Raw genomic sequence first — 25,198 nt, forward strand, 5'->3', positions numbered from 1 at the left:
CAGGGCGCCCGGCGGCTCTCGGCCGAGGCAGGGCGCAGCCGAGGCGAGGTCGGTCGAGCCGAGATCGGCCGAGCCGAGGTCAGTCGAGACGGCGCAGGTTCTCGCGATAGTCGCGGGCGTTGCCCACATACAGCCGCACCGCCTCCTCCAGCCACTCCCCGTGGCGGGCCCGCTCGCCCATCGGCCGGATGCGGGCGGGGACGCCCAGCGCCATGGACCCCGGCGGGACCTGGAGATCCTCGGGGACCAGCGCGCACGCGCCGACGATGGAGCCGGTGCCGATCCGGGCCCGGTTGAGGACGACCGACCCCGAGCCGATCAGACAGCGGTCCTCGACCGTGCAGCCCTCGGCATGGACGTTGTGGCCGACCACGCAGTCGGCGCCGATCAGCGTGGGCCACTCCTCGGTCGTGTGCAGCACCGTGCCGTCCTGGACGGACGTGCGGGCGCCGACCTCGATGCGGCCGTAGTCGCCGCGCAGCACGGCGCCGGGCCAGACCGACGACTCCGGTCCCAGCGTCACCGCGCCGATCACCACCGCGTCGGGGTGCACGTAGGCGGTCTCGTGGATGACGGGCACCCGGTCGCCGAGCGCGTAGACGGCCATGCGATTCTCCTTCGACGAGACGGCGGGGACGCCTCCCCCGGCCGGCCGGGAGAGGGCGGGGCGCACCGCGCCGGCCTAGCGTTCCAGGTCGCGCAGCGCGGGATATACCCGAAGGGCGTTGCCGCCGTGCACGAGCGCGACGGTCTCCTCGTCCAGCCCCAGATCGGCGATGGCGCGGGCGTTGCGGGCGACGCCCGGCACCCCCGGCCAGTCGGTGCCGAAGATGAACTTGCGGGCCAGGCGGGCCAGGTCGTATCGGGCGTAGTAGTCCGGCAGCCGACGCGGCGGCAGACCCGACAGCTCGATCCACACGTTCTCGCGGGACAGCGCCAGGAACGCCGCCGCGTCGTACCACCAGCCCCGGCCGCCGTGCGCCAGCACGATGGTCAGCCCCGGGAAGTCCCGCAGCACGTCGTCCAGCAGGGCGGGGTCGGCGTACTTGTTGGAGGACCCCGGGAACGTGCTGGTCCCGCAGTGCACGATCACCGGGATGCCCGCCTCCCGGCACACGAAGTACGCCGGATACAGCGCCGGGTCCGACGGACTGAACCCCCCGTGCACCGGGTGCAGCTTCAACGCCACCGCGCCCAGCTCGATCTGCCGGCTCAGCTCCGCGTCGATCGGGTGGTGCAGGTGCGGGTTGACGCTCGCGACCGGGCGGAACCGCCGCGGGTTGTGCTCGACCAGCGGCAGCACGTCCTCGATCGGCTGCATCCCGGTGGCCTTGGGGCTGTACTCGCACAACAGCAGGGCCGCGTCCACGCCCTCGGCGGCGAAGTAGGCGTCGACCCGTTCGGGCACCAGCGCACCGTCCGCGTCGTACAGATCCGGCCACGGATGGGAGCGCCCGAACTCCTCCGCCCACGCCCGCCACGCCGGACGCAGCGTGGGCAGCCGGGCCGCGTGCACGTGCGCGTCGATCAGCAGGTGCCCGTCCAGCATGTCTCTCCTCTCAGCCGGCGGGGTGGGCGGCGACCAGCTCGGTGTCCACCCCGATCTTCCCGACGAGGGACGCGCCCCCCGGATTGCCCAGGCTCTCGGACCTGCCCGGCAACGGCTCGGTGAAGAAACGGGCGTTGTCGGCGATGTACTCCCGGTACTCGGGGCGGACCCGGCGGTCCTGCGCGATGGCCTCCACCGGGCAGGCCGGCTCGCAGGCGCCGCAGTCGATGCACTCCTTCGGATTGATGTAGAGCTTGCGCTCGCCCTGGTAGATGCAGTCGACGGGGCACTCGTCCACACAGGACATGTCCATCTCGTCGATGCAGGGCTCGGCGATGACGTAGGGCATGCGGCTCCTCCTACAGCGCGTCGGTGGAATGGCCGGGGAACAGCGCGGCCTGCGGATCGAGGAACACCGCCGCGTTGTTGACGGCGGTGGCGGCCTCCCCGAACCCCACGGCGATCAGCCGGACCTTGCCGGGGTAGTCGGTGATGTCGCCGGCCGCGAAGACCCCGCGACGGGCGGTGCTCATGGTGGTGTCCACCGGGATGTGCCGGCGGTCGCGGACGTTCAGGCCCCAGTCGTTCAGCGGCCCCAGATTGGCGGTGAAGCCCAGCGCGGCGACCACCCGCTGCGCCTTCAGCTCCCGCCGCTCCCCGGTGGGGGTGTGCACGACCTCGACCGACTCCACCTCCGGGTCGCCGCGCAGCGCGGCGACCTGGGAGCTGGTGAGGATCTCCACGCCCGCCTCCCGCACCTGCCGCACGGTGCGGGCGTGGGCGCGGAACGTCTCCCGCCGGTGCACCAGCGTCACCGAACGGGCGATGGGATGCAGGGTCAGCGCCCAGTCGAACGCGCTGTCCCCGCCCCCGACGATCACCACGTCGGCGTCGGCGTACTCCTGTGGACGCGGCACGAAGTACGCCAGGCCCCGGCCCTCGTACTCGCCGCCGGCGGGCAGCGGGCGGGGGGTGAACGTCCCGATCCCGCCGGTCACCAGCACGGCCCGGCACTCCACCGAGGCCCCCTCCCGGCTGGTCACGTGGAACCGGTCCCCGTCCTGCTCGAGGGTCTGGGCGCAGTGCCCGAGCAGATAGGTCGGGTCGAACCGGCCCGCCTGCTCCACCAGCCCGGTCACCAGGTCCCGGCCCTTGACCGCCGGGAACCCGGCGACGTCGTAGATCGGCTTCTCCGGGTACATCGCGGTGACCTGGCCGCCCGGCTCGGGCAGCGAGTCCATCACCGCCACCGACATCTCCCGGAAGCCCGCGTAGTAGGCCCCGAACAGGCCCACCGGGCCGGCCCCCACGATCAGCAGGTCGACCTTGGTCATACCGGCGTCACCCTCTCCTCGGGCTCCCGCTCGGGCTCCTCGGGCCGCTCCTGGAGCAGCTCCCGGGCCAGCTCCCGGATGGCGAAGCGGCGGAGCTTGCCGGTGGCGGTCTTGGGCAGCTCCTCCACCACCAGGACCTGCCGGGGGCGTTTGAAGGCCGCCAGGCGCGCCCGGCAGTGGGCGATCAGCTCCTCGGCGTCGACCGCGGCGCCGGAGGCGGGGACCACGCAGGCGACCGGCTTGTCCAGGCCGTGACCGTCCGGCACCGCCACCACCGCGACCTCGGCCACGGAGGGGTGCTCCACCAGGCACTGCTCGACCTCGGTCGGCGAGACCCAGATCCCGCCGGCCTTGATCATGTCGTCGCTGCGGCCCAGACAGGCGTAGTAGCCGTCCTCGGACCGCACGTAGGTGTCGCCGGTCCGCATCCACTCGCCCTGGAAGGCGCGGCGGGTGACCTCGGTGCGGCACCAGTACCCGGTGGTCAGCGACGGACCCCGGACCAGCAGGTCGCCGGGCTGCCCGGGCGGGACCTCCGCACCGGTCTCGTCCACCACCTTCACCTCATAGCCCGGCACCGGGCGTCCGGAGGTCCCCGGCCGCACCTCTCCCGGCCGGTTGGACAGGAAGATGTGCAGGGCCTCGGTGGAGCCGATCCCGTCCAGCAGCTCCACCCCGTACCGCTCGGTGAAGCGCCGGTACAGCTCCGGCGGCAACGGCTCGCCGGCCGAGACCGCCAGCCGCACCGAGGCGAAGGCCTCCCGCGGCACGCCGGCGTCCAGCAGCGCCGCGTAGAACGTGGGGACGGCGAAGAACAGCGTCGGCCGGTGCTCCACCAGCCGTTCGGCCACCCCCTGGGGGGTGGGGCGGGCCGGGTCCAGGATCGTCGTCGCCCCCGCCGACAGCGGGAACAGCGCCGCGTTCCCCAGCCCGTAGGCGAAGAACAGCTTGGCCACCGAGAAACAACGGTCCTCGGCGGTGATGCCGAGGACCTGCGCTCCATAGCACTCGGCGACGTGCCGGATGCTGCCGTGCCGGTGCATCGCCGCCTTGGGCGTCCCGGTGGTGCCGGAGGTGTAGAGCCAGAACGCGGGCGACTCCTCCCAGGTGCCGTACACCGAGGCGTCGTCTCCCGCGGCCAGCAGCTCCTCCCACCGCCAGGCCCGCATCCCGGCGGGCGGGTCGACGACGGCGTCGCCGGCCAGCACCACGTCCCGGATCTCGGTGCCGGCCAGCGCCTCCTGCGCGGCGGCCGTGAACTGGGGGGTGACCAGCAGCATCCGCGCCCGCGAGTCGGCCAGCAGCCGGCCCAGCTCGGCGCCGTTGTACATGGTGGACACCGGCACGGGCACGGCCCCGATCCGCAGCCCGGCCAGGAACGTGATCAGCAGCTCCGGCCCGTCGGCGGCGAACAGCACGATCCGCTCCTCGGGGCGGAGCCCGGCGGCGCGCAGCCCGGCGGCGGCCCGGCGGACCCGCTCGGCGAGCTGCGCGTAGGTGAGGGAACCGCCCGGCCCGGCGACCGCGACGCGGTCGCCGTGACCGAGCTCGAGCCGCCTGTCGACCAGGTAGGCGGAGGCGTTGAAGGGGTGGGGCATGGGGGGTCTCCCGCCTCAGGCCAGGTGGACGTACTCGTAGTCGAACGGCTGACCGTTGATGCCCTGCTTGGGCGGAGTGAGCCAGGCGGCGATCTTGCCCGGCTCGTAGACCGGCCGCATCAGCGAGGCGACGTAGGCGCGGTCGTCGTCGGTGGGCAGCCACTCGTCCTTGCGGGCCTGCCACTCCCGCTCGGTGACGACCCGGCCGTCGGGGGTGATGTGGTGCCCGGCGAACAGCCCCACCTTGCGGTGGAAGCCCACGTGCGGCAGCCGCAGCCGGACGTCGATGCCGGCGTCCTCCAGGATCCGGTTCCAGCGGGTCACCCCGTTCTGGCAGTCGGAGACGTACTCGCCGCGCAGGTCGTTGTTGAGGGCGATCAGCGCGGGCGTCTCGACCTCCACGATCCGGCCGTCCTCCACCTGGGCGACGGTGGCGACGTCGTCGGCCAGCACGTGGTCGTCCTTGCGGCGCTCCTCCTGCCAGCGGCCCTTGAGCCCGGCGGTGAAGTAGTTGGCCACGTTGGTGGAGGTCTCCGACCCGAACAGGTCGAGCGAGACGCTGTAGTGGAAGTTGAGGTACTTCTGGACGATCTCCAGCGGGATCCCGCCGTAGGCCCGCACGTCGTCGGTGTCGTGCTCGACCATCAGCTGCGCGGTCCGCTCCACCACCCGGTCCACGCCGGTGGTGCCCACGAACATGTGGTGGGCCTCTTCCTTGAGCATGAACTGGCAGGTCCGCGACAGCGGGTCGAAGGCGCTCTCCTTCAGCGTGCCGAGCTGGTACTTGCCGTCCCGGTCGGTGAAGTAGGTGAACATGAAGAACGACAGCCAGTCGGGCGTCTCCTCGTTGAACGCGCCGAGGATGCGCGGGGAGTCGTCGCTGCCGGAGTTGCGGTGCAGCAGCGCCTCGGCCTCCTCCCGGCCGGTGCGCCCGAAGTAGGCGTGCAGCAGGTAGACCATCGCCCACAGGTGACGGCCCTCCTCCACGTTCACCTGGAACAGGTTGCGCAGGTCGTACAGGCTCGGCGCGGTCATGCCCAGGTGCCGCTGCTGCTCGACGGAGGCGGGCTCGGTGTCGCCCTGGATGACGATCAGCCGCTGCAGGTCCGCCCGGTACTCGCCGGGGACCTGCTGCCAGACCGGCTCGCCCTTGTGCTCGCCGAAGGCGATGCGCCGGTCGGGGTCGCGTTCGGACAGGAAGATGCCCCACCGGTACTCCGGCAGCGCCACGTGCCCGAACTGCGCCCAGCCCTCGCGGCCCACGGACACGGCGGTGCGCAGGTAGACGTCCTTGGTGGGCAGCGCCGGGCCCATCTCGCTCCACCACTGCAGGAACTTGGGCTGCCAGGACTCCAGCGCCCGCTGCAGCCGCCGGTCGCTGGAGAGGTCGACGTTGTTGGGGATCCGCTCGGTGTAGTCGACGGTGCTGGTCATGGTCACACTCGCTTCCGGTCGTAGGCGGCCTTGAGTCCGGTGCCGTATCTGCGCAGCGCGCCGTCCGGGCCGGCGGCGTTGGGGCGTTGGAAGATCCAGTTCTGCCAGGCCGACAGCCGGCCGAAGATCTTGGTCTCCACGGTCTCGGGGCCGACGAATCGGTGGTTGGCCTCCATCCCGGTCAGCGCGTCGGGGCTGAGCGAGGAGCGCTCCTCCAGGGCGATGCGCACCTCGTCCTCCCAGTCGATGTCGTCGAAGGCGTAGGTCACCAGCCCCAGCTCGGCGGCCTCGGCGGCCTGGAGGGGACGGCCGGTCAGCTCGTGCAGCCGCTGCACCTGCGCCGGCTCGCCGTGGAAGCGGGACTGCAGCCGGGTCAGGCCGTTGCCCATCGGGTAGGGGCCGAAGTTCGCCCCGGTCAGCACGATCCGGGCGGGCTCGGCGTCGGGGTCGTCCTCGAAGGTCCCCTCGAGCATGTAGGAGCGGTCGCAGGCCAGGGCGACCTCCAGCAGCGGGCCGGCGAAGCAGGAGCCCGGCTCGATGAGGGCGATCAGGCTGCGGCTGGTGACGTCGAGGCGCTTGAGGGTCCGCTTGAGGTAGTGGCGGATCTCGTTGACCAGCCAGTCGTCGGCGTGCACGGCCAGCAGGTCGTCGTAGGCCAGCACCCGGCCGATGTCGCCGCGGGTCTTGAACACCCACGTGCCCAGCTCCAGCTCGTTGGTGCGCAGCCGCAGGATCAGGTCGTCCAGCTCGCGGGTCAGCGCCAGCGGCCAGAAGTCGGCGCCGCGCTCGTGGACGCCGTCGACGCCGGCGGGGGCGTCCTCCGCGGGGCCGTGCAGGGTGATGGCGACGACCCCCAGCTCGCGGTCCAGCTCGGCGGTGACGTGCCGGTAGGCGATGCGGTCGGCGGTGATCGTCCGCTCCAGCGGGGTGAGCGCGATGCCCTCGGCGTCGCGGGGCCGGGTGGAGCGGGCGGCGAACTCCCGCGCCCGCTGCAGCACCGTCTCGGCGAACCGGCTGCGCGGCACGGCCTCGTCCACCAGCTTCCACTCCACGGCGGTGGCGCCGCGCACGCCCTCGCTCTTGGTGGCGAACACGTCGGCCAGGTCCTTGCGGACGCCGCGCTTGTCCACCACCCGGGTCAGCCCGCCGGTGCCCGGCAGCACCGCCAGCAGCGGCACCTCCGGCAGCGACACCGCCGAGGAGCCGTCGTCGATGAGGATGATGTGCTCGCAGGCCAGCGCCAGCTCATAGCCGCCGCCCGCGGCGGTGCCGTTGACCGCGGCCAGGTAGGTCTGGCCGGAGTGGGCGGTGGCGTCCTCGATGCCGTTGCGGGTCTCGTTGGTGAACTTGCAGAAGTTGACCTTCCACGGGTGGCTGGCGGCGGCCAGCATCCGGATGTTGGCGCCGGCGCAGAACACCTTCTCCAACCCGCCGGTGATCACCACGGCGCGCACCTCGGGGTGCTCGAAGCGCAGCCGCTGCACCGCGTCGTACAGCTCGATGTCCACGCCGAGGTCGTAGGAGTTCAGCTTCAGCTCATAGCCGGGCGTCAGCCCGCCGTGCTCGTCGACCCGGAGCACGATGCGGGCGATCTCGCCGTCGATCTCCAGCCGCAGGTGCCGGTAGGAGTCGGGGTGCGCGTCGAACGACACCACGGGCACCGCTTCCTGCCCGGTGGGTGTCTCCGCCGCCGCGGTGAGGGACATGGGTCGGTGCCTCCCTTTGCTTCGGTGGGGTGCCTCGTGGGCCAATCTTTGACATCTTCATTCCGCTACGTCAAGACTCTGTAGCATGTTTGAGTGCTCGGGAGGCAGCTCATGAGGCAGTACGACGCCCTCTACATCGACGGGAAGTGGGTCGCTCCCCAGGAACCCGCCTTCGTCGACGTGCTCGGCGCGGCGGACGCGGCGGCGATCGGACGTATCCCCCGAGGCGGCACGGCGGACGTGGACGCGGCGGTGCGGGCCGCCCGCGCCGCCTTCGACGGCTGGGCGGCCGTCCCGCCCGCCGAACGCGGCGCCGTGCTCGCCGCGCTGCACCGGGCGCTGGAGGCGCGCGCCGAGGACCTGGCCGTCACCATCGCGCAGGAGGTCGGCACCCCGCTGAAGATGTCCCGCCGCGTCCAGGTCGGGGCGCCGCTGGCGGTGCTGGCCTCCTACGCCGAGATGGCCGCCGACTTCCCCTGGCGGCGGCGGGTCGGCACCTCGCTGGTCGTGCGCGAGCCCGCCGGGGTGGTCGGCGCCATCACCCCGTGGAACTATCCGCTGCACCAGGTCGTCGCCAAGATCGGCGCGGCGCTGGCCGCCGGCTGCACCGTGGTGCTCAAGCCCGCCGACGACGCCCCGCTGAGCGTGTTCATGCTGATGGAGGCCGCCCACGAGGCCGGGGTGCCCGCCGGGGTGCTCAATGTGGTGACCGGCTCCGGACCCGTCGTCGGCGAGGCCATCGCCGCCCACCCCGGCGTCGACATGGTGTCCTTCACCGGCTCCACCCGGGCCGGCCGGCGGGTCGCCGAGCTGGCCGCCGGCACCGTCAAGAAGGTCTCCCTGGAGCTGGGCGGCAAGTCGGCCAACGTCATCCTCGACGACGCCGACCTGGAGCGCGCGGTGCGGACCGGCGTCAACAACGCCTTCCTCAACTCCGGCCAGACCTGCTCGGCCTGGACCCGGATGCTGGTGCCCCGCCCGATGCAGGAGGAGGCGCTGGAGATCGCCGTCCGCGCCGCCGAGCGCCTCACCCTCGGGCATCCGCTGGAGGAGTCCACCCGGTTGGGCCCGCTGGCCTCGGCCCGGCAGCGCGACACCGTCGTGGAGTACATCCGGATCGGCATCGCCGAGGGCGCCCGGCCGGTGTGCGGCGGCCCCGAGACGCCCCCGGGGCCCGGCTACTACGTGCGGCCCACGATCTTCGCCGACGTCCGGCCGGACATGCGCATCGCCCGGGAGGAGATCTTCGGACCGGTGCTGTCGGTGCTGCCGTACGACGGCGAGGAGGAGGCGGTGCGGATCGCCAACGACAGCGACTACGGCCTGCACGGCGCGGTCTGGTCCGCCGACGTCGACCGGGCGCTGCGCGTGGCCGGCCGGCTGCGCACCGGCCAGGTCGACGTCAACGGCGCCGCCTGGAACCCGCTGGCCCCGTTCGGCGGCTACAAGCGCTCAGGCGTGGGCCGGGAGCTGGGCGAGGCCGGCCTGGAGGAGTTCTGCGAGATCAAATCCATCCAGATGTGACCCTACTGACATCCGACAAAAAGATGTCGTCACGGCTGTCATACTGGAAATGAATCGTGCGTCGCGCGGCCCCGCCACCCCTTCGATCATGCGGGCGGCGGGGCCGCGCGCGGCTCGCCAGCGTGATCGGAGGCCCGATGGGGACCGGCAAGGTGCTGACCCGGCGCGGCGGCAACGGCGCCGCCAGCGCCCGCTCGCTGCTGCTCACCGTCCTGGGCGAGTTCGTGCTCCCGTTCGGCGAGCCGGTGTGGACCTCCACCTTCCTGCACGTGCTGGGCGGCCTGGGCGTGGAGGAGAAGTCCTCCCGCCAGGCCATCACCCGCACCGCCGCCGACGGCTGGATCGTCTCCCGCCGCGAGGGCCGCCGCGTCCGCTGGGAGCTGACGCCGGCCGGCCGCCGCATGCTCACCGAGGGCGCCGAGCGCATCTACTCCTTCGGCGTCGGCGGCCGCCCCTGGGACGGGCGCTGGCTGGTCGTCATGACCTCCGTCCCCGAATCCCAGCGCCGGCTGCGCCACCAGCTGCACACCCGCCTGGCCTGGGCCGGCTTCGGCAACCCCACCGCCGGGATGTGGGTCAGCCCGCACCCCGACCGGGAGGCCGAGGTCAAGCAGATCATGGCCGATCTGGGCATCGGCTCCACGGCGTTCTCCTTCGTCGGCCCCTTCGCCGCCATCGGCTCCGAGGCCGAGCTGGTGGCCCGCGCCTGGAACCTCGACGAGGTCGCCGAACGCTATGCGGCCTTCCTCGACCGGTTCTCCGGGATGCGCCCCCAGCCCGGCGACCCGATGCTGCAGGCCCAGGTGTGGCTGGTGCACGAATGGCGCCGCTTCCCGCTGCTGGACCCGATGCTCCCCGACGCCCTGCTGCCGCCCGGCTGGATCGGCCGCCAGGCCCGGCGCCTGTTCGACGACAAGCACGCCGCCTGGAAGGAAGGCGCCGAGCGGCGGTGGCGGGAGCTCGCCGCGGGCTGAGCCGGGCGGGGCGTCAGCGGCGGCGCCTGTTCAGGAACGCGGTCATGCGCTCGCGCTTGTCTGCGCTCTCGAACAGCACCGCCTGGGCGACCAGCTCCAGCGCGGGATGGGCGCCCTCGGGGGCGTCGACCGCCAGCTTCGACAGCCGCAGCGCCAGCGGGCCGTTGCGGAGCATCCGGTCCACCAGCGCGTTCGCCTCCTCCAGCAGCCTCTCCGGCGGGACGACGGCGGTGACCAGGCCGAACCGGCGGGCCTCCTCGGCGTCCAGCCGGCGGCCGGCCAGCAGCATCTCCTTGGCCAGGCTCTCGCCCACCAGCCGCGGCAGACGCCAGGTGGCGCCGGCGCCCGCGATGATCCCCAACGCCGCCTCGGGCTGGCCGAACACCGCCCGATCGGTGGCGATGCGCAGGTCGCAGGCGTAGGCGAGCTCGGCCCCGCCGCCCAGGGCATGGCCGTCGACCGCCGCGACGGTGGGCATCGGCAGCTCGCGGATGCGCTGGAAGATCTTGAGGTTGATGCCCGCCAGGGCGTCCGCTGCGCCCCGCCGGAGGAGCTGGCCGATGTCGGCGCCCGCCGCGAACACCCCGTCCGTGCCGCCGGTCAGGATCATCACGCGCGGTTCGCGCTCCAGCTCCTCGCACACGGCGTGCAGCTCGCGCACCATCTCCAGGTCGATGGCGTTGCGCCGCTCGGGACGGTCGAGCCGGACGGTGACGCGGCCCTCGCCCTCCTGCAGCTCGAGCGTGCGGTACCCCATCACTCGCTCCAGTCGTAGAAGCCGCGGCCGGTCTTCTTGCCCAGCTCGCCCTTGGCGACCTTCTCCTCCAGGATGCGCGGCGGAGCGAAGCGCGGGCCGTAGGTCTCGGCGAGGTGCCGGGCGATGTCGAGGCGGACGTCCAGCCCCACCAGGTCGGTCAGCCGCAGCGGTCCCATCGGGTGCCGGTAGCCCAGCTCCATCGCGCGGTCGATGTCGGCGGCCTCGGCCACGCCCTCCTCCAGCATCCGCATGGCCTCCAACCCGAGCGCGACGCCCAGGCGGCTGGTGGCGAAGCCGGGGGAGTCCTTGACGACGATGGCCTCCTTGCCGATGCGGGCCGCCAGGTCCCGGGCCGCCTGCAGGGTCGGCTCCGCGGTGGCCGAGCCGCGCACGATCTCCACCAGCGGCATCGCCCACACCGGGTTGAAGAAGTGCAGGCCGATGAAGGACGCCGGGTCGGACAGGCCCTCGGCGATGGCGTCGATGGACAGGCCGCTGGTGTTGGTGGCGAGCATCCGGGGCCTGAGCGCCTCGGCCGCCCGCAGCACGGTCCGCTTCAGCTCCAGGCGTTCGGGCACGGCCTCGATCGCCAGCGCGGGCTCGGTCGTCTCCACCTCCTCCAGCGAGGAGACGAAGGCGACCCGCTCCACCAGCGCGTCGGCCTCCGCGGAGTCGAGCCTGCCGCGCTCGACCGCGTTCCGGGCGACCTGCGCGATCCGGGTCCGGGCGGCCCGGGCCTGTCCCTCGTCGGGCTCCACCACGGTCACCTCGTCCCCGGCGGCCGCCAGCACGTATGCGATGCCGAGACCCATGGTCCCGGCGCCGATCACCACTCCGTCCATACGCGACACTCTACACTCTTGTGTCGCGGCTACAATTTTATGTAGCGTTACTTGTGCTCGCGGCCCAGTCCGTCCGCCGACGCCAGGTTGACCAGCCGCACCTCGCCGCGGGCGATCTCCCGGGCGCCCTCGTCGGTGATGACCACCTGCCACAACTGCTGGGTGCGACCCCGGTGGATCGGGGCGGCGGTCACGGTGAGCGTCCCCTCCCGCTTGGCCCGCAGGAAGTTGGTGTGGTTGGACACCCCCACCACGTTCCCCCGGTCGCCGAACCACAGCGCCGCCCCCGTGCTCGCGGTGCTCTCCACCAGCGCGCAGTAGACCCCGCCGTGCACGATCCCGTACGGTTGCCGCAGCTCGGGGGTGATCGTGCAGGTCGCCGTGACCCGGTCGGGCGTCAGCTCGGTGTAGTTCAGGCCCAGCACGGTGTCGAACCCCGGCCACGGCCCGAACCCGCCGCCGTCCGCCTTCCCGCGCGCCAGCGGATCGCTCATCTGCGACCTCCGTCCCCGTACTTCGGCGTATCCCGGCAAGTATCCCATCTACGGCATTCCACAAAACTATTGACGTCCGCGGATTTTCTGTGGAACATGTCGCCACCCGGCGAAGGGAAGTCCGCATGATGACGCCGTTCAACGCCTGCGATCTGCTGCTGCGCTCGGCCCGCCGCCCCGAGGGCGCCGCCCGCACCGCCATCACCGGACCCGCCGGCGAGCTCACCTACGCCGAGCTGGACGAGCTGGTCGGACACCTGGCCGCCGGTCTGCAGGCCTGGGGACTGCGGCCCGAGGAACGCGTGATGCTCTTCATGCCGGACGGGCCGTCGATGGCCGCCGCCGTCTTGGCCGCGATGCGGCTGGGAGCCGTCCCCGTCCCGGTGTCCACCATGCTCACCGGCCCCGAGCTGGCCGCCCTGCTGGCCGACTCCCGTGCCCGCATCCTGCTGGTCGGCGAGCCGTTCACGGCGGCCGCCGAGGCGGCCGTGGCGCAGACCCCGACGGTGAGCTGGGTGGCCGTCGACGGCGGCCCCGGCTTCCCCGTCCCGCCCGGGGTGCGCCTGCGGCCGTTCGCCGAGCTGGTCGAGGACGGTCGCCGCCGCGGCGGGGAACTGGTCGACCCCTACCTCACCTGCGAGGACTCCTGCGCCCTGTGGCTGTACACCTCCGGCACCACCGGGACGCCCAAGGCGGCGATGCACCGGCACGCCGCCATCCGCCATGTGGTGGAGGGCTACGCCCGGCACGTCCTGCGGATCACCGCCGAGGACCGCTGCTACTCGATCGCCAAGCTGTTCTTCGCCTACGGCATCGGGAACTCGCTGTTCTTCCCCCTGGCCGCCGGGGCGACGACGATCCTGGACCCGGCCCGCCCCACCCCCCAGGGGGTGGCCGAACGGCTGGTGGAGCACCGGCCGACGCTGTTCTTCGCCGTCCCCACGTTCTACGCGGCGCTGCTGAACGCCGAGGTGCCGCGGGAGGCCTTCGCCTCGGTACGGCTGGCGGTCTCGGCCGGCGAACCGCTCCCCGCGGAGCTGTACCACCGCTTCACCGAGCGGTACGGGGTGGAGCTGCTGGACGGGATCGGCTCCACCGAGGCCCTGCACATCTTCCTGTCCAACCGGCCGGGAGAGGTGCGGCCGGGCACCACCGGCACCCCCGTCCCCGGCTACCGGGTGCGCCTGGTGGACGAGCACGGACGGGACGTCGCCCCCGGAACCCCCGGCACGCTGCTGGTCGGCGGCGAATCCATCGCCACCGGCTACTGGGCGCAGACCGCGGTCACCCGGCAGGTCTTCCAGGGCGAATGGCTGCGGACCGGCGACACCTACGTGCGGTCCGAGGACGGCTACTACACCTGCCTGGGCCGCACCGGCGACATGCTCAAGGCCGGCGGCATCTGGGTCTCGCCCGCCGAGGTCGAGGCCCGCCTGCTGGAGCACCCCTCGGTCGCGATGGCCGCCGTCGTCGGCGTTCCGGACGGCGACGGGCTGGACAAGCCGGTGGCCTGCGTCGTTCCCCGGGAGGGGACCGCGGCGGACCCGGCGGAGCTGATCGAGTTCTGCCGGGCGGGGCTGGCCTCGTTCAAACGCCCCCGCGAGGTGCTGATCGTCGAGGAGCTCCCCACCACCGCCACCGGCAAGCTGCAGCGCCACATCGTCCGCCGCCAGGCCGCCGCCCTCCTGGCGGCCCGCTGAAAAAGGGGTGCTGAAAAAGGGGTATTGCGGTCAAGGTGCGCGGGGGTATTTGATCGTTCCAAGAACCGTGTTCGGAGGGACGCCGATCGTGTACTCGCCCGAGGTCTCGTCGCTGGTCGCCCGCGCCCGCCAGCACTCGCTGGGGGACCTGCTGCACCGCACCGCCCGCCGCGAACCCGACAAGCTCGCCGTGGTCTTCGGGGATCTGCGCATCACCTACGCCGAGTTCGACCGGGCGGTGAACCGGACCGCCCACGCGCTGGCCGACCGCGGGCTGGCCAAGGGCGACCGGCTGGCGCTGCTGTCGCACAACTGCTGGCAGTTCGCGGTGCTGGCGTTCGCCACCGCCCGGCTCGGCGTGGTGCTGGTGCCGATCAACTTCATGCTGAACGCCGACGAGATCGCCTACATCCTGCGGCACTCGGGGGCGAGCGGCATCGTCGCCGAGGACGCGCTGGCGCCCACCGCCGAGAAGGCGCTGGCCGCCGCGGGGATCGACGGGGGAGTGCGCGGCTGGATCGGGCTGTCGGGCGCCGCGCCCGCCCCCGGCTGGGAGGACGTGGACCCCTGGTGGCGGGAGGGCCCGGAGGAGGCCCCGCAGGTGCACGTCGCCGACGACGACCCGCTGCGGCTGATGTACACCTCCGGCACCGAATCCCGCCCCAAGGGCGTGATGCTCTCCAGCCGCTCGCTGATCTCCCAGTACGTGTCCTGCATCATCGACGGCGGCATGAGCGGCGACGACGTCGAGGTGCACGCCCTGCCGATGTACCACTGCGCCCAGCTGGACTGCTTCTTCTCCGTGGACGTCTACCTGGGCGCCACCAGCATCATCCTGCCCGCCCCCGACCCGGCGGCGCTGCTGGCCACCATCGAGCGGGAGAAGGTCACCAAGCTGTTCTGCCCGCCGACGGTGTGGATCTCGCTGCTGCGGCACCCGGCGTTCGACTCCACCGACCTGTCCAGCCTGCGCAAGGGTTACTACGGCGCCTCCCCGATGCCGGTCGAGGTGCTGCGCGAGCTGCAGCGGCGGCTGCCGAACGTGCGGCTGTGGAACTTCTACGGCCAGACCGAGATGTCCCCGCTGGCCACGATCCTGCGGCCGGAGGAGCAGCTGACCAAGCCCGGCAGCGCCGGCCGCGCGGCGATCAACGTGGAGACCATGCTCGTCGACGACGACGGCAACCCCGTGCCGGTCGGCCAGATCGGCGAGATCGTGCACCGCAGCCCGCACGCCGCCCTGGGCTACTACAACGACGAGGACAAGACCGCGGAGGCGTTCCGCGGCGGCTGGTTCCACTCCGGCGACCTGGGCGTGCTGGACGCCGACGGCTACCTCACCGTCGTGGACCGCAAGAAGGACATGATCAAGACCGGCGGCGAGAACGTCGCCAGCCGCGAGGTCGAAGAGGTCATCTACGAGCTGGAGGGGGTCGCCGAGGTCGCCGTCTTCGGCATCAGCCATCCGCACTGGATCGAGGCGGTGACCGCCGTGGTCGTCCCCAAGCCGGGCGCCGCGTTGACCGCCGACGACGTCCACGCCCACGCCCGCGAGCGCCTGGCGGGCTTCAAGCGCCCCAAGTACGTCGTCATCGCCGACTCGCTGCCCAAGAACCCCAGCGGCAAGATCCTCAAGCGCGAGCTGCGCACCCGCTACGCCGGCCTGGCCGAGGAGTCCGAGCGGCCCGGGGGCTCCTGACGGCCTGAGGACTTCGGGCCGCCTGAGAACTCCCCGCGGCCTGGGGAGTCCCCGCGGCGCGCCCTCCTCGTCCGGCGGACGTGCGACAGGCGGCGGAGCAGGGCCGCCCCGGCCAGCGCCGCCACCAGGCCGCACACCTCCGCCCGGCCGAGCCCGCCCGCCGCGGCGGGGGCGCGCTCGTGCTCACACGCCCAGGGCGGCGCGGGTCTTGGCGTAGTAGCGGGCCGGGGTCAGGGAGGCGACGCTCCAGGGGAGGAGCTCGGGCATGCGCCTGTCCGTCTGCCGCAGATGGTGCCGGGCGCGGTCCTCCTCACCGGCGAAATGGAAGGCCGCGCCGAACATGTGGTGGGCCTCCGGCGTCCGGGGGTGGGGCATGGGGGAGCGCAGCCACCGGTCGGCGGCGCGGACCATGAGATCGGTCACCGCCGGATCGCGGAAGTGGGAGCGCAGCACGGCCTCGCACCGGCTCATGTCCTCGATCCGGCGTCCGGCGATCTCGAAGTGGACCGCGGCGGCCGCGGCCACCACCGGGTCGCCGGGCGCGGCGCGGTCGACCACCTCCTCGGCGAACGCGGCGGCCTCCTCGTCCGAGCCGTACCACTTGGCGGAGATCGCCTGGACCCGGGTGCAGTGCGCCGAGTACAGCGACGGCGCCCGCCACAGGACCTCGTGCCACACCCGGTCGAGCTCCTCCCGCTCCAGCTGCATGCCCATGGCGTACCGCTGAAGCTGATCCCAGGGCACCGGGTCGGGCGGCAGCAGGTCGGCGGCCCGCAGCAGCGGGGCCTGGGCGTGCTGGAGCTCGGCCCAGAACCGCTGGAAACGCTCCCGCTTGACGTGCTCGGCGTAGGCGCCGCCGCGGATGTTCCAGGCGTAGTGGATCCGGGTCGTCCCCAGCAGCAGCATCGCGTCCGGGTCGTCGGAGGGGGCGGCGGCGAGCTCCTTGAGCCGCCCGGTGAGCCCTCGGGCGAGCACCCGGACCCGCAACGCCCGCAGCTCGGGGAACCCCCTCGACTCGGCCAGCAGCGCCAGCCCCTGCCGCAGCCGCTTCCGGGCGGGGGCGCGCAGCACGGCGGCGAGGTCCGGGTCGTCCCAAGCGGTGCCCACGGACATGCCCGCACCCCGGTCATAGGAGTCGATGAGTGCACGGATGACGCGAACGATCACAGTCGGGAACGAATACCGCGCCGTCTCGGGCGGGAGCAAATTCATCCGCGGTCCGCAGGGCGTCCTCGTCGGTCGCGGGCGGCGGGGACGGTGATCGGGCCGGGCCGCTCCTCCGCTCCCGCGTCGATGCCGGCCGGGCCCGGGCCGACGCCCCGCGATCGGGCCGGCGGAGGATTCACCCCGGCCGAACGGGGCAAGGGGCGAGAGTCGCAACGAAGGGAGAGGACTCGCCCATGCCTTATGTCACCACACCCGACGGCGTCGAGATCTTCTACAAGGACTGGGGGACGGGACGCCCCGTCGTCTTCAGCCATGGATGGCCGCTCAACTCCGACAGCTGGGAGGCGCAGATGCTCTTCCTGGCCGAGCACGGCTACCGGTGCATCGCGCACGACCGCCGCGGCCACGGCCGTTCCGCCCAGGTCTGGGACGGCAACGACATGGACCACTACGCCGACGACCTGGCCGCCGTCATCGACGCCCTCGACCTGTCGGAGGCCACCTTGATCGGGTTCTCCACGGGCGGCGGCGAGGTCGTCCGCTACCTCGCCCGTCACGGCACCGACCGGGTGGTCCAGCTCGTCCTCGTCAGCGCCGTCACGCCGTTCATGCTCCAGACCGACGACAACCCGGGCGGGGTCCCGATCGAGGTGTTCGACGGGCTGCGCGAGCAGTCCATCGCCGACCGCTCCCAGCTGTACCGGGACCTGGCCGACGGGCCGTTCTTCGGCAACAACCGGCCCGGCGCCGCGGTGTCCCAAGGCGCGCGGGACTTCTTCTGGCTGCAGGGCATGCAGGCCGGCCACAAGAACGCCTACGACTCGATCGCCGCGTTCTCGGCCACCGACTTCCGCGACGATCTGCGCGGCTTCACCCTGCCCACCCTGATCGTCCACGGCAGCGACGATCAGATCGTCCCGTACGAGGTCGGCGGGCAGGCCGCGGCCAGGCTCATCCCGGACGCCGAGCTGAAGACCTATCCCGGCGCCCCGCACGGTCTGACCGACACCCACAAGCAGCAGCTGTGCGAGGACCTGCTCGAGTTCCTGAACACCCACAAGTCCTGACTCGTCCCCGACCGCATGATCGTCGGTGCACCCTGGGGGACATGGACGCAGCAGAACGTTCGTGGGCTTTCGACCAGCCCGCATCGTCGCCGTTCGCCCGCCCGGAAGGGCTGCTGGGTCGGCTCTCCGGGGCGATCATGCGGTGGACCAACCGGCGGGACCAGCGGGAGGTCCTCGCGCTGCTCGACATCGAGCCGGGCCAGAGGGTCCTGGAGGTCGGCTACGGCCCCGGGGCCCTGATCCGGCTGCTGTCCGAGCGCACCCCGGCAGACCACATCCTGGGCGTGGACCCCTCCGCGGAGATGCGCGCCGCCGCCTCCCGGAGCAACCGCGCCGCCGTCGCCGCCGGGCGGGTCGACCTGCGGATCGGCACCGCGGCGGACACCGGCCTCGCCGAACGGAGCGTCGACGTCGTCGTCTCGGTCAACAGCGTCGCCGTCTGGCCCGATCTGGACGCCGGCCTGCGCGAGCTGCACCGGGTCCTCAAACCCGGCGGCACCCTCCTGGTCGCCTGGCACGGCGGGAAGGGCGCCTCCCGGCTGGCCCGCAGCCTCCGCCTGCCCGAGGACCGGCTCGCCCGGCTGAACGACGCCCTGGCCGACGTCTTCACCCAGGTCGTCCACCATCGGCTGAGCACCCTCGACGCCTTCACGGCCGTCCGCTGACCCCGGCCGGAAGACGCCTGTCCCCCGCGGCCGAGCCCGCATCCGCGCCCGGCCGGTGGGGCGGCCGCCGGCGCCGACCGGTGCGGGGCGCCGTCGACCCCGCCCGGACCTGTGGTCCGAATTCTTGGTGTCCCTGTCCTTCAGACTCGGCCCGACCGCCGCACGGTGCACCGCGGAGGGCGCCGTTGCACGGCGGGCGGCCCATGCGCATGGGCCGCCCGCCGGGCCCGCATCCGGAGCGCCGGCGGGCGGGGCCGCCGCTCAGTGGTAGAAGCAGATCAGGTCGCGCTTCATCTCGTCGCAGGTGCGCAGCCAGTCGTGGATCTGCTCGATGGCCCCCCGGGCGTCGGGATCGGTGACGGCCTCCGGGTCCATGGCGTCGAACTTCTCCAGCAGGGGCGGTATCTCGGCGAGCGTCGTGTGACCGATGTTGGGGAAGTCGTCGGGGGACGGCAGCCCGAACGGTATGGGGCCGTAGATCAGGTCGGTGGGGTCGAAGTGCACGCCCGCCCGCTTCAGCTCGCCGTGCACCACGTCGAACCAGCCGAACCGCATGCCGCTCCAATAGTCGTTGGGCAGCCACGTGCTGTCGTTGAGGAACTCGCACAACAGCTTCAGGCAGTACCCGTAGACCGCGCCGGCCTCTTTGTCGTACTCCTCACCCATGATCATGTGGCGCAGAGCGTCCCTGGCCGACAGGGTGTCCCCCATCATCTCGTCGAGGCGCGCCAGCTCGTCCTCGGCCCGGCTCACCAGCGTGGTGAAGAGCCGCTCCTCACCGGAGCCGACCACCTTCTCCAGGGACTCCATGCGGACGGCGTACGACATGATCGCGTAGCTCATGGGATCCGTTTCCAGACTCGGGATCTTTACGGATCTTCGATGAGCGCAGGTGTGATCGGGTTCATCCGTCCGAGGCGTCGTCCGCTCCGCGTCCCGGCGGCCGTGCGGCGCTGGGAGGCACGCAATGGATTCCGTGGATTCGGCGGACCCCGGCGGAGGCGTCCGCTCGGCGGTCCCGGCAGGCCCCTCAGGGCCGACACGGCCGGCGGCACGGCTTTGCGCGGGGACGGCCGGTCGCCGGCCGACCCGGGCCCCGCGCCCACGCGGCGAGGCGCCCCGCGCGGGGCCGTGCCCGCGGCGCGACGACGTCGCCGGACGCGCGCATGAGGGCGTTCCCCGCACGGGGCCGTGCCCCTGGAACGCGGCGGTCCAGGGGCACGGGCGGGGGTGGGACGGCGCAGGGATCAGTGGAAGGTGAAGGTGACCGAGTCGATGGTCTGGGTGTCGGGGCACAGGAGCCGGTTGGAGGTCTCGGTGGCGGTCAGCCCGCCGCCGGTGTAGGTGCGTCCCGTGCCCTGCCGGTTCACCGTCGCGTTCGTCACCCGGTACGAGCAGGTCCCGACGATCGGGGCGCTGACGCTGACGTCGATCTGCGGGGAGAAGGCGGTCCCGGCCGCATCGTCGAAGGAGACGGTGGGGCTGGCGGAGAGGGTGACGCTGATGCCGCCGCTGCTGCAGGAGGGGTGGACCGTGGTGTGGTCGACGACCAGCGTGTTCGGCGGCACGTCGCTGGTGGTGGCGTTCGTCCAGGAGCAGGTGACGCCGGCGGCGGTGACGGCGCCGTCGACCAGCCCGGTGGCGGCGTGGGCCGGGGCGGCCGTGACGGCCAGGGCGGTGAGGGAGATTCCGGCGAGCAGGATGGCGGATCTCATGGGCTTCCTCCTCGGGTGTGCGCGGTCCCGGAGCCGCCGTTCGGCGCGGGCCGCGGGGGTGGTTCGTGTTCGCGGCACCCGGCGAACGTGAATCTCCCTCATAATCGGCGGGATCCGCGGCGGCCGACCCGTCCATGGAGGACAGTTTTATTCGCCTTCATTCGCCCATCCGCCGTCCGCATCGGATGCACCGGCAGACATGCGTCCCGCCCGGCTCCAGCGCCTCGCCCAGCTGCCGCCTGCTGCGCACCCCGAGCTTGCGCATGGCGTTGGCCAGGTGGAACTTCACCGTCCGGTCCGACAGGCACAACTCGGCGGCGATGTCGGTGTTGGTGCGGCCGGCGGCGGCCAGCGCGGCGACCTCCCGCTCCCGGGGCGAGAGCCGATCGCCGTAGCCGGGCCGGCCGCGCCGATGGGGGACCGGCAGACCCGCCGCCCGCATGAGCTGCTTGGTCCGGTCGGCGTCCCAGACGGCGCCCAGACCGGTGAACGTGCGCCACGCCTGCCGCAACGACTCGGCGTCCGGCGCCCGCCCCGCCGCCATCCGGCATCGGGCCTCGGCGACGCGCGCATGCGCCGCCAACCGGGGATCCGGCAGCTCCGCATACCGGCGGCGGGCCCGGCGGTAAGCGGCCGCCGCCCCCTCGAGGTCGCCCGAGCGCTCCCGGCGGCGGGCCTCGGCGACGTCCAGCGCCGCCAGCGCGAGCGGCGCGTCCCGGCCGGCCACGCCGGCGCGATACCGCGGCAGCACCGCCTCCACCAGCTCCATCGGGGCGAACACCAGCAGCGGAGCCGCCCACACCCACGCCCCTTTGCGGTCCAGCGCCTCCGCCGCCCGCCCGGCGAGCGCCCGCCCGACCTCCAGGTCCGTCCCCGGCGGCGCGATCCGGGTGAACTCCGCCGCCGCCTGCGCGGCGACGGCCAGTTCCCCCACCTCGCACGCCTCCTCGGCCACCGCGCGCAGCATCCGCCGCGCCCGCCCCAGCCGGCCCCGCTCCGCGGCCGTCTGCGCCGCCAGCAGCCGCCCGCCCAACCGCTCGTCGCCGTCCCCGGCGGCGCCGTCCGGGCGGGCCTCGCCCAGCGCCCGGCGGACGCGCAGCCCGGGATCCCCGGCGCGGTCCGCCAGCTCCACGGCGCGCCCGTAGTGGCCCAGGTGGAAGGCGTCGTCGGCCAGGGCGCGCAGGGCGCGGACGATGTGCCGGTCGACCTCGGGCCGCTCCCCGGTGACGGTCAGTGCGGCGGCGGCCGACCAGCCCGCCGGATCCCCCTCGGCCAGCGACAGGCGGGCGGCCCCGGCCGAGACGATCGCCCGCGCCAGCGGGTCGGCGGACCCGGCGAGCACCGCACGGGCCTGCTCCAGCGACGCCCGTTGCGCCGCCAGGTCCAGATCCGGCAGCCGGTCCGGCCTGGCGAGCACGGCCAGCGCGATGGCGTGCAGCCCGGGACGCCGGGCCAGCTCCGGCAACGCCGCCCGCAACCCGGCCACGGCCTCGGCCGTCCGGCGCTCCGGCTCGGCGGACTCCACCAGCGCCCAGGCGCGGAGCAGGGACGCCTCGGCGCGTTGGGCCGGCGTGGCGTCCTCGCAGGTCTCGGCCAGCACGGCGAGGGTCTCGGAGTCGACGCGGCCGCCGTGCAGCGCCGCCCACCCCAGCTTGATCGCCAGCTCCACCCGCCGATGCCCCGTGACCGCGCCCGCCCGCAGCACGGCGAGCAGACGGGCGTGCGCGGCGTCGAAGTCCCCCGCCTGCGCGGCGATCCCGGCGGCGACCTCCGCGCTCGCCGCCCACCCTCGCCCGTCGCCCGCCCGTCGATGGTGCTCCACCGCCCGCACCAGCAGGGCCGCCCGACCGGTGCGGGTCAGCTCGCGGGCGGCGCGGGCGTGCAGCCGACGCCGCCGGGGACCGGGAATGGCGTGATAGACCGCCAGCCGAGCCAGCTCATGGCGGAAGACGACGACCCCGCCGACGGAGTGCTCCCGCACCAGCCCGCAGCGCACCGCCGCCGCCAGGGCGGCGTCGACCCGGGCGGAGTCCACTCCCGCGACCCCGGCGACCAGCTCGGGTTCGGCGGATTCGGCCAGCACGGAGGCGGCCTCCAGCACGACGATCCCGTCCGCGCCCAGCCGCCGCGCCCGCGCCGTGATCTCCGCCCCGACCGCGGGCGGGACCAGCGCCGCCGGATCCGCGCCGTCCGCCAGGACCCAGCGGCCGTCCACCGGGCGGAGCAGACCGCGTTCCCGCAGCAGCCGCAGATCCTCGCACACCGCTCCCGGCACCCCGCCGTGCCGGCGGTAGAGCAGGTCGGCGAGCCTCCGGGGAACCGCGGCGTCCGCCCCGAGGCATGCGGCGGCCAGCCGCCGGGCGCCCGCGGGGGAGAGCGGCGACAGGCGGATGCGTCGGGCGCCGGGGACGGTCTCGGCGGCGTCGCAGGTGACCACCACCGCCAGCTCCGCGGGGGGTCGCGCGTCGATCATCCGCAGCAGCTCGACGGTGTCCTCGTCGGCCCACTGCAGGTCCTCCAGCACCAGGATCGTCGGCCCCAGCGCGGCCAGCAGCTCCGCCATCGCCCGCACCAGCCGGTGACGGCGCATCCGCGGATCGCCCAACGGAGGCGGGAGCGGCGGCAGGACGGCGGCCAGATCCGGCAGCACCGGCCGCAACGCCCCGGCCAGCGGTCCCAGCGGACGCGCTGGCGGACGGTCCACCCCGGCCAGCGCCTCGATCACCGGCCCCAACGGGCAGGGCGCCAGGGTGGGGCCGGCCCGCCCGACCAGCCGGAGCCGTCCGGCGAGCCGCGGATCGGACAACGCCTCGCGCACCAGCCGGGACTTGCCGACGCCCGGCTCGCCCGCCACGACCGCCACGCCGGACGGCCGGACGAGCGCCGCGACCAGAGCCGCCAGGTCCCCGTCGCGTTCCACCAGCGCCGGATCCCCAGCCCGCATGACCGGAACCTCCTGCCGCGGAACCGCCTCGAAAGCCCCGTCGTGCACGACGGGCCGGCACCGAGTGTCGTCACGGTCCGTAACGGACCGTCATCTCGCTGGAATGGTCACACGGTGGAATCGGAAAGTCTAGGATGAAACGGACATGCTGTGGGCAGATGCCAGCGGGAGCGCCTCCGTTCAAGCCATATGTGACGAAGCCCTTATCAGGCAATGACATGTTTCCGCTGCCATGGAACGGCGCGGTGCACCGCACGACGATTCCGGCGCCGCCGCGCATCCCCAAGGCGGCCGGCCGGGTACGGACGATCGATCCGTGCAGATTCCCGAATCCCGATGGGGAATCGCGCACCCGGCGCGCCTTGCGCGGAAAGGAAACGCCTCCCTTTCCGGGCGCGTTCGGCCCTCGACGCGTTCGGCGCCGCACTCGGCGCACCCGGAGCCGCACCGGACCGCGGCGCCGACCGGGACGACGCTCGGTGAGCGGAGCGGCGGGCGAGACCGGGACGAGACGTCGGACGACCGGTGCGACCGGCCCTCCGGCGCGGTGCGACCGGTTCCCGGTGCGCGGATCCGGCGAACGTCGGAGGGCTCACCGACCGGCCCCGGCCATGCGGCCGTCGACGCCGGTGACGGGCCCTCGGCCCACCGGACCCGAGGACCCGCCGGCTCCCGCGCCCCGGCCCGAGGGGCTCACGCGGGCGCCGCCGCGCCGGACCCGCGGACCCATCGACGGCCCTCGCGGCCTCGAGGGCGCGTGCGCCGCCGTTCCGCACCTCCCGCCACCGACCCGGACCTGCGCAAAGAGGCTTCTGCGGCTCCGGCGGTCGTTCCCCGCGAAAGAGGACCTGTAGTCTCCCTGCGGCCGGGTTCTTCGCGTAAGGACGGTGGTGCTCATGGCGAGCCTGTTCGAGGCCGCACAGCTGGGGATCGAAGAACGCCCCGAGGACCTGCACTATCGATTGACCGATCCCGGCAGGGGCACCGTGGTCGCCGAGGTCTCCCCCGTGGTCGTCATGGAGGCCTCACCGCCGCCGAGGGGATTCGCCTGGCTGAAGAGGGTCCTCAAGGAAGGGACGGTGGGACGCCTCTACAGGGCGGCGCGATACCACATCCCGCGGGTCACCCTCAGGGTCGCGGATCCACAGAATTCGACCCTCTTCTACATCGACCGTGCGGAGAAACTGGTCGACAATCCCGCTACTCCGCAATGCGCGATCGTCGAACCGTCCGGGAACGTGCTCGGGTACGCGGTCAGCGACCACTACAAGGCCCTGGACCCGATGGACCGGCCGGCGGGCCCCGATGGGGTCGTCACGCTGAGCGGCCGGTTCTACCTGCGGAACCGGAACCAGGAGGTCGTGGGTGAGGTCGTGCAGCGGGTGCGGTGGACCATGGATTCGCTACGGCGGGACCTGGCCCCCGGCGACCACGCGGTGCGCATCGTCGCGCCGGACGGCACCGTATGGGCCTGGATGAGAGAACTCGGCAGCCCGGCGCTGGAGATCNTGAGAGAACTCGGCAGCCCGGCGCTGGAGATCGACCCGCGGACGCCGCAGTGGATCAGGGCCCTGCTCGCCGCCTACGTCGTCATGGGGAAGCTCGACGAACGCCTGCACATGTCCGTCGTCCTCTCCGGCCGCCGCCCGCCGGCGCCGCTGGACCCCACCAGGGAGCCGTATCCGGGGTTCCGCCACGTCCACTCCTCCTACATGCGCTACCAGGAGGAGGTCACCCGGTGGTTCCGGGAGGAGATCAAAAAGCGGAACAGGCGGGTGTCCGCCGCAACGTGACATGTGACGTCGCCGGAGGCGGGCGGCGAGGCGTCCATCGCTCGCCCGCCGGTCGACCGCGGCGGCACCCCCCGGGGCGGGCCGCCCACGGTCAGAGCATCACCCGCCCGGAACCGGGCACCGGCGGGCCTGCGGGACCTCGTCCCCCATTCCCCTGAAAACGGGACGTGTAGTCTCGCCTGCGGCCGGGTTCTGCGCGCGAGGACGGTGGTGCTCATGGCGAGCCTGTTCGAGGC

Annotated in this window: 20 protein-coding genes; 6 read left to right on the forward strand and 14 right to left on the reverse strand. The window is 73.2% G+C overall.

Features of this window, described 5'->3' with window-relative positions; translation table 11 throughout:
* Positions 1-79: 79 nt before the first annotated feature.
* The 7 genes from EIO00_RS04555 to boxC all read right to left on the reverse strand — a co-directional run bounded on the left by EIO00_RS04555 (position 80) and on the right by boxC (position 7,621).
* Entirely contained in the window at positions 80-607 is a 528-nt protein-coding gene (locus EIO00_RS04555) for a gamma carbonic anhydrase family protein (protein ID WP_140175628.1), read from the reverse strand.
* A gap of 75 nt (positions 608-682) precedes the next feature.
* Positions 683-1,549, reverse strand: coding sequence for an amidohydrolase family protein (locus tag EIO00_RS04560; protein ID WP_140175629.1), 867 nt, complete (start codon positions 1,547-1,549; stop codon positions 683-685).
* Between the two features lie 10 nt (positions 1,550-1,559).
* Positions 1,560-1,898: a ferredoxin gene (gene fdxA, locus EIO00_RS04565; RefSeq protein ID WP_140175630.1), complete on the reverse strand. Its 339-nt coding sequence runs from the start codon at positions 1,896-1,898 to the stop codon at positions 1,560-1,562.
* Between the two features lie 10 nt (positions 1,899-1,908).
* Positions 1,909-2,883 carry an NAD(P)/FAD-dependent oxidoreductase gene (locus tag EIO00_RS04570; RefSeq protein ID WP_140175631.1) on the reverse strand — a complete coding sequence of 325 codons (975 nt, stop codon included), beginning with the start codon at positions 2,881-2,883 and terminating at the stop codon, positions 1,909-1,911.
* Positions 2,880-4,481 carry a benzoate-CoA ligase family protein gene (locus EIO00_RS04575; protein WP_140175632.1) on the reverse strand — a complete coding sequence of 534 codons (1,602 nt, stop codon included), beginning with the start codon at positions 4,479-4,481 and terminating at the stop codon, positions 2,880-2,882. The genes EIO00_RS04570 and EIO00_RS04575 overlap by 4 nt, the downstream gene beginning before the upstream one ends.
* A 15-nt stretch (positions 4,482-4,496) precedes the next feature.
* The gene (gene boxB, locus EIO00_RS04580; RefSeq protein WP_140175633.1) at positions 4,497-5,915 is read right to left on the reverse strand and encodes a benzoyl-CoA 2,3-epoxidase subunit BoxB; all 1,419 of its coding nucleotides are present in this window, start codon (positions 5,913-5,915) and stop codon (positions 4,497-4,499) included.
* A 2-nt stretch (positions 5,916-5,917) separates the two neighbouring features.
* Positions 5,918-7,621 carry a 2,3-epoxybenzoyl-CoA dihydrolase gene (gene boxC, locus EIO00_RS04585; RefSeq protein ID WP_140175634.1) on the reverse strand — a complete coding sequence of 568 codons (1,704 nt, stop codon included), beginning with the start codon at positions 7,619-7,621 and terminating at the stop codon, positions 5,918-5,920.
* 111 nt (positions 7,622-7,732) lie between these two features.
* Here boxC and EIO00_RS04590 point away from each other — a divergent pair, with 111 nt between their 5' ends.
* Entirely contained in the window at positions 7,733-9,145 is a 1,413-nt protein-coding gene (locus EIO00_RS04590; RefSeq protein ID WP_140175635.1) for an aldehyde dehydrogenase family protein, read from the forward strand.
* 137 nt (positions 9,146-9,282) lie between these two features.
* Positions 9,283-10,119 (forward strand): PaaX family transcriptional regulator, encoded by an 837-nt coding sequence (locus EIO00_RS04595; RefSeq protein ID WP_140175636.1) that lies wholly within the window; start codon positions 9,283-9,285, stop codon positions 10,117-10,119.
* A gap of 13 nt (positions 10,120-10,132) precedes the next feature.
* Here EIO00_RS04595 and EIO00_RS04600 read toward each other — a convergent pair whose 3' ends face one another.
* Genes EIO00_RS04600 through EIO00_RS04610 form a run of 3 tightly spaced genes read right to left on the reverse strand, consistent with a single transcriptional unit; the run spans position 10,133 to position 12,212 of the window.
* Positions 10,133-10,876, reverse strand: coding sequence for an enoyl-CoA hydratase/isomerase family protein (locus EIO00_RS04600; protein ID WP_140175637.1), 744 nt, complete (start codon positions 10,874-10,876; stop codon positions 10,133-10,135).
* Entirely contained in the window at positions 10,876-11,718 is an 843-nt protein-coding gene (locus tag EIO00_RS04605; RefSeq protein WP_140175638.1) for a 3-hydroxyacyl-CoA dehydrogenase family protein, read from the reverse strand. Before EIO00_RS04605 ends, EIO00_RS04600 begins: the two co-directional genes overlap by 1 nt.
* Positions 11,719-11,765: 47 nt before the next feature.
* Positions 11,766-12,212 carry a PaaI family thioesterase gene (locus EIO00_RS04610; RefSeq protein WP_140175639.1) on the reverse strand — a complete coding sequence of 149 codons (447 nt, stop codon included), beginning with the start codon at positions 12,210-12,212 and terminating at the stop codon, positions 11,766-11,768.
* Positions 12,213-12,337: 125 nt separating this feature from the next.
* Between EIO00_RS04610 and EIO00_RS04615 the strand changes: the two genes are divergently transcribed.
* Positions 12,338-13,912: a benzoate-CoA ligase family protein gene (locus EIO00_RS04615; protein ID WP_140175640.1), complete on the forward strand. Its 1,575-nt coding sequence runs from the start codon at positions 12,338-12,340 to the stop codon at positions 13,910-13,912.
* Positions 13,913-14,000: 88 nt separating this feature from the next.
* Positions 14,001-15,611: an acyl-CoA synthetase gene (locus EIO00_RS04620; RefSeq protein ID WP_241661107.1), complete on the forward strand. Its 1,611-nt coding sequence runs from the start codon at positions 14,001-14,003 to the stop codon at positions 15,609-15,611.
* Between the two features lie 183 nt (positions 15,612-15,794).
* Here the strand turns inward: EIO00_RS04620 and EIO00_RS04625 are convergent, their stop codons facing one another.
* Positions 15,795-16,724, reverse strand: a complete 930-nt coding sequence (locus EIO00_RS04625) for a hypothetical protein (protein WP_140175641.1) — start codon at positions 16,722-16,724, stop codon at positions 15,795-15,797.
* A 287-nt stretch (positions 16,725-17,011) separates the two neighbouring features.
* On the opposite strand from EIO00_RS04625, the gene EIO00_RS04630 reads away from it, so the two are divergent.
* Together EIO00_RS04630 and EIO00_RS04635 are read left to right on the forward strand one after the other, a co-directional pair.
* Positions 17,012-17,845, forward strand: coding sequence for an alpha/beta fold hydrolase (locus EIO00_RS04630; protein ID WP_140175642.1), 834 nt, complete (start codon positions 17,012-17,014; stop codon positions 17,843-17,845).
* A gap of 41 nt (positions 17,846-17,886) precedes the next feature.
* Positions 17,887-18,510, forward strand: coding sequence for a class I SAM-dependent methyltransferase (locus EIO00_RS04635; protein WP_140175643.1), 624 nt, complete (start codon positions 17,887-17,889; stop codon positions 18,508-18,510).
* A gap of 261 nt (positions 18,511-18,771) precedes the next feature.
* Here EIO00_RS04635 and EIO00_RS04640 read toward each other — a convergent pair whose 3' ends face one another.
* The 3 genes from EIO00_RS04640 to EIO00_RS25520 all read right to left on the reverse strand — a co-directional run bounded on the left by EIO00_RS04640 (position 18,772) and on the right by EIO00_RS25520 (position 23,169).
* Entirely contained in the window at positions 18,772-19,353 is a 582-nt protein-coding gene (locus EIO00_RS04640; RefSeq protein WP_140175644.1) for a DUF7691 family protein, read from the reverse strand.
* 404 nt (positions 19,354-19,757) lie between these two features.
* Entirely contained in the window at positions 19,758-20,225 is a 468-nt protein-coding gene (locus tag EIO00_RS25515) for a hypothetical protein (protein WP_140175645.1), read from the reverse strand.
* 157 nt (positions 20,226-20,382) lie between these two features.
* Positions 20,383-23,169, reverse strand: a complete 2,787-nt coding sequence (locus EIO00_RS25520) for an AAA family ATPase (RefSeq protein WP_140175646.1) — start codon at positions 23,167-23,169, stop codon at positions 20,383-20,385.
* Between the last annotated feature and the right edge of the window lie 2,029 nt (positions 23,170-25,198).

It is taken from the genome of Thermomonospora catenispora, from assembly GCF_006363815.1.
Classification (GTDB): domain Bacteria; phylum Actinomycetota; class Actinomycetes; order Streptosporangiales; family Streptosporangiaceae; genus Thermomonospora; species Thermomonospora catenispora.